Annotated in this window: 4 protein-coding genes; all 4 read right to left on the minus strand. The window is 68.0% G+C overall.

The features are described 5' to 3' along the window. Nucleotides 1-211: 211 nt before the first annotated feature. A complete protein-coding gene (locus VFS34_04215; GenBank protein HET9793646.1) occupies nt 212-658 on the minus strand; it encodes a YXWGXW repeat-containing protein in 447 nt (148 codons plus the stop codon). Between the two features lie 122 nt (nt 659-780). After that, nucleotides 781-1998, minus strand: a complete 1218-nt coding sequence (gene chrA, locus VFS34_04220; protein HET9793647.1) for a chromate efflux transporter — start codon at nt 1996-1998, stop codon at nt 781-783. 71 nt (nt 1999-2069) lie between these two features. Continuing rightward, on the minus strand, nt 2070-2948 hold the full coding sequence (locus tag VFS34_04225) for a DUF1259 domain-containing protein (GenBank protein ID HET9793648.1): 879 nt from the start codon (nt 2946-2948) through the stop codon (nt 2070-2072). 96 nt (nt 2949-3044) lie between these two features. Further along, nucleotides 3045-4262 (minus strand): tryptophan 7-halogenase (locus VFS34_04230; protein ID HET9793649.1); only part of this gene is annotated, 1218 nt, incomplete at its 5' end.

Below are 4262 nucleotides of genomic sequence, written 5' to 3' on the forward strand. Positions count from 1 at the left end.
ACCACCGAGGGAAGACGATGAGGCGCGGTGAGGCGCGAGCCCGGGGGGATGGGGGTCGCCCGCCACGTCCCGAGTCGTACCAAATCGCGTACGGCGAGGGCGCGGCGCGCGGCACACGCCCGCCCGGCTCGATGCATCGCCGCGCCCGAAAATGAAAACGCCCCCGCGGGATTGCGGGGGCGCCTGGGTCGATGATTTCGTGTCGACGGAACTATCGGCGATCGTGGTCGTCGTCGCGGTCGTGATCGCGATCCCGGTCGCGGTCATGGCGATGGTGATGCTTCGCGTCCCACTCCCGGTAATCGCGCCCCTCGACGACGCGCTCGTTGGACCAGTGGCCCGGCTCGTAACGCCAGCCGTCGTTCTCCCGGTAGTAGTGGGGGTCGACCCACGTCACGTCGACGCTCGCCGGCCGTTCCCAGCGGCCCGGGATCCACACCCACTGGTCGCCGTCCCAGTTCCAGAAGCCTTTCACCCACACGTAGCCGTCGCCGGGCCTCTCGCTCCGATACTCGACGCGCGCCCGCGGCGGCGCGGAATGCGCGATGTGGATTTCCATGTGCGGAAGCGGGGGGATGGGAATCTGTCCGGCCGCCGGAATGCTGATCGCCGCCGCGACCGCGGCGGGCAGAATGGATTTCAGGATTCGATGGGTCATGGGACCTCCCTTCGGAAGAGTGAGGAGCAACGGCGGTGCCGGAGAAGGGCGGAATGACGGAAGGAGGGGCGCTCAGGCCTCGCCGGCACCGGCCAACGTGTCGCAGGCGAGCCGTCGGAGCGCTAACGAAGGACCCAGGACGGGTCGATCAGGCGAAACACCGCGAGACCGACGAGCCCGCCGGCGAGAACGACCAGCGGCTCGGGGACCTTCTTCCAGCGGAAGAGCACGCCCAGCGCGGCGAGGGCGATCGCGAGCGTCGGGGCGTCGCCGATCGCGCTCCGGCCCACGAGCCAGGTCGTGCCGACCAGAACCCCCACGACGGCGACCGTCACGCCGCGGATGAAGCCGCGAAGGCGCCGATTGTCCCGATACCGGAGCAGCAGCGGCGTCGCGAGAACCGTGAAGAGGACGGCGGGCGAAAACATGCCGATCGTCGCCGCCACGGCGCCGGCCAGACCGTTCAGGAGAAATCCGACGAACGTCGCGGTGATGACGACCGGTCCCGGCGACATCATGCCGATCGCGACCGAATCGAGGAACTCCCGATTGCCGAGCCAGTGATACTGATCGACCACGTACGTCTTCAGGAAGGGAACGATCACCAGCCCGCTCCCGAACACGAGGAGTCCCGTCTTGAAGAAGAACAGGAAGAGCTTCGCCGTCATGCCGCCCCCGGTGGTCGCCGCCGCCCCCAGCAGCAGCGGGACCTTCTTTCCGCGGACGGGCGAATCCGGAGCGGGAAGGGCCCGCGTTTCCTCCGCGGGCCGCGGGAAAAGAAAGATGCCCAGAATTCCGGCAACGAGAAACAGCGGCGCCAGCTCTTTCTGGACGATCACCGTGACGGCGCAGGCGACTCCGAAGAAGAGCCACGCGCGGCGATCCCTTCGGAGGGTCCTCCGGCCGAGATTCCAGCACGCTTTCAGGATGAGCGCGACGACGACGGGGCCGATGCCGTAGAAGAGCGCGCGAAGCTGCCAGTTCGCGGCGAACCGCGTGTACGCCCAGGCGACTCCGACGACGAGAACGAAGGGCGTCAGCGCGAAGGCGACCGCCACCGCGATCCCGCCGAACGCCCCGAACCGGACGTAGCCGCAGTAGACCGCGAGCTGGTACGCGAGCGGCCCGGGACATGCCGCGGCGATCGCGAGCCCGTCGTCGTATTCCCGCTCGGAGAGCCACCGCGTTCGCTCGACGAGATCTCGCCGCATCGCGTTCGCGAGGGCGACCGGGCCGCCGAAGCCGAGGGATCCGAGCCGCAGGAAATAAAGGACCATCCCCCGGAGGGTGGGGCCTTCCGCCGCGGAGGGCCCGTCCCGATGCCCGGCTCCGGCCGCCATCGCGACTATCCCGGAGCCGAGTCCGTGGACGGACCGTTCTTCAAGCGGAACGCTCGTTCCCGATCAACGGGTCATTTCACCGCGACCTTCGCGAGCGCCGCCTTGAGTCCCGCTCCGATCCTCTCCGGCGTTCCGACTCCCCAGAAATGCATGAAGAAAAGGCGCGGCGTCTCCCGGAGCATGTGCGAATGGAGCGCGGTGACTTCGATGCCGTGCGACTGGAGCTCGCCGATCACCGGATTCACCTCGTCGGCGACGAGCACGAAGTCCCCGGTCGTCGCGATCCGTTCCCCGACGGTTTCGGCGTTGATCGATTCGGCCATTCCCATCGCCGGGGGGATCTCCATCCCGCCGTCAATGATCGGATCCGACCGCGGCACGCCGATCTGCAGGACGGCGCCCGCCATCGTTCCCTTGCGGCCGATCGCCTCCTGGAAAGCGTCGAGGATCTTCGTCTGCTCCGGCGCGGGGGCGGCGGAGGCGGCCGACTCCTTCGGCGTCTTCGTCCGGGAGAGCGCGCTCTCCAGCGTGTGTCCGAGCGCCGCTCTCTCGCCGTGCCCCATGAAATGCACGTAGAGCAGATGCGGCGACTCTCCGAGGAGGTGGTTGTGGATCGCGAGCACCTCGAACCCGCCGGCCTGGAGCTCGCGGACGACCGGGTTGACCTCCGATTCGAGGAGGACGAGATCGCCCATCGTCATCGTGCCGGTTCCGGCGGCCTTGAACGCCGCCCACGAGCCCAGGGCCAGCGCCGGCGCGACGGGCGTGCCGGCCACCGTCACGCGCAGGTCGCGCCGCGGCCACGAATATTTCTCGATCTCTCCCGGGAGCGTCCTGGGCGTCTGCCCGAAGACCGCGCTCCCCGCCTCTGCCGCCTCCGATCGCGCGTTGGCGAGGACGAGCGAGAGAAGGAGCGCGCCGGAGATCACGGAGCCGATTTTCCGTTTCATGATTCGCCTCGATTCCGGGGGGCCCGCCCGCGCCCCCCGTGAAAACTCTACCGCGATCGAAGGGCGAAACGGCGGCGCTTCATCCCCGGCCTCTTTTCAGGAGGTCGACGAGGCGCTCTCCTCGCGCTCCATCGCCCGCTCGCGCCGGGTCCGCGACGTCGGCGGCACGATGAAGCTCCACGCGTGCGCGATCTCCGCCTTCGCCCATCGCAGGAGGCCGTGGGCGATCATCACGAAGCTCGAAGAGCGCACGGAATAACCGACGAACGCCGGGCGTCTTCCGGCGTTGTGGTTGCCGTACGTTCCGAGCATCTTCTTGCGCCGCGCGATCGCGGCCAGGCGCCGGTTGTAGAACCGGATCGGGTAGAAGCCGATCCACGCCCCGTCTTCGTAGAACGGCGGAACGCCGAGCCGCTCGTGCGAGTGCTGGTAGACCGGCATGATCGCGACCGCGTAGTAGAGCCCCGTGTCGAGCAGGAACGCCGTCGTCATCGTGTCGTAGTCGCCCATCACCATGTACTTGTCCCGGTAAATCGATTCGTAGAAGTAGCGAAAGAAGCGCGCGTAGCGCCGGTTGTGCTCGCCGTACTCCTTCGCCATCTCCCGGGAATCGGCTCCGCCCAGCGCTTTCAGGATCATGTTCACGCGCATGTGGACGGAGAACGCCATCTGGTCGAGGCCCGGGGAGTAGAACGGATCGAGGAATCCCCCGGCGTCGCCGACGCAGGCCCATCCCGCCCCGATGAAACGGTCGACGAAGTAGGGGAGATGCGCGTAGTAGCGGCAATCTCCCTCGACGGGTTCGGCGTGTTCGAGGAGCTCGCGTGTGAGCGGATTGCCGGCGAGAAAACTTTCGAGCTTCTCGAGCGCCGAGCTGCCGGCGGGATCGACGAAACGCTTGTCCCACACGAGTCCGACGGACGTCTCGCCTCCCTTCAGCGGGATGAACCAGATCCAGTAACCCCAGCCGGTGAAGTGGTTCGTCGCGAGGCGGCGGGACGTCAGCACGGCTCGCGAGAACGGGTCGGCGGGATCCGTCCCGGAGACCTCGACGCCGTCGAGGTCCTTCACGCCGCGATACCGGACCCAGATGGCGGAGATCGGATGCGAATCGATCGGCGTCAGGCCGCCGCGCTTACGCGCGAGGAGCGCCTGCCGTCCCGACGCGTCCACGATCCACTTCGCGGAGACCTCGACGATCTCGCCCGGGGCGCGCTCGATCTTCAGGCGATTGCCCGCTTCTCCTTCCAGCTCGAACGAGACGACCTTCGCGGGGCGCCAGACGTCGGTCCCCTCCGCGGCCGCGACTTCCAG

This window comes from Thermoanaerobaculia bacterium (genome assembly GCA_035717485.1).
Taxonomy (GTDB): domain Bacteria; phylum Acidobacteriota; class Thermoanaerobaculia; order UBA5066; family DATFVB01; genus DATFVB01.

What these genes read in the sequence shown, in the direction of transcription:
- VFS34_04225 (HET9793648.1), bottom strand. Translation starts at nt 2,948, where the DNA reads ATGAAACGGAAAATCGGCTCCGTGATCTCCGGCGCGCTCCTTCTCTCG.
- chrA (HET9793647.1), bottom strand. Translation starts at nt 1,998, where the DNA reads ATGGCGGCCGGAGCCGGGCATCGGGACGGGCCCTCCGCGGCGGAAGGC.
- VFS34_04215 (HET9793646.1), bottom strand. Translation starts at nt 658, where the DNA reads ATGACCCATCGAATCCTGAAATCCATTCTGCCCGCCGCGGTCGCGGCG.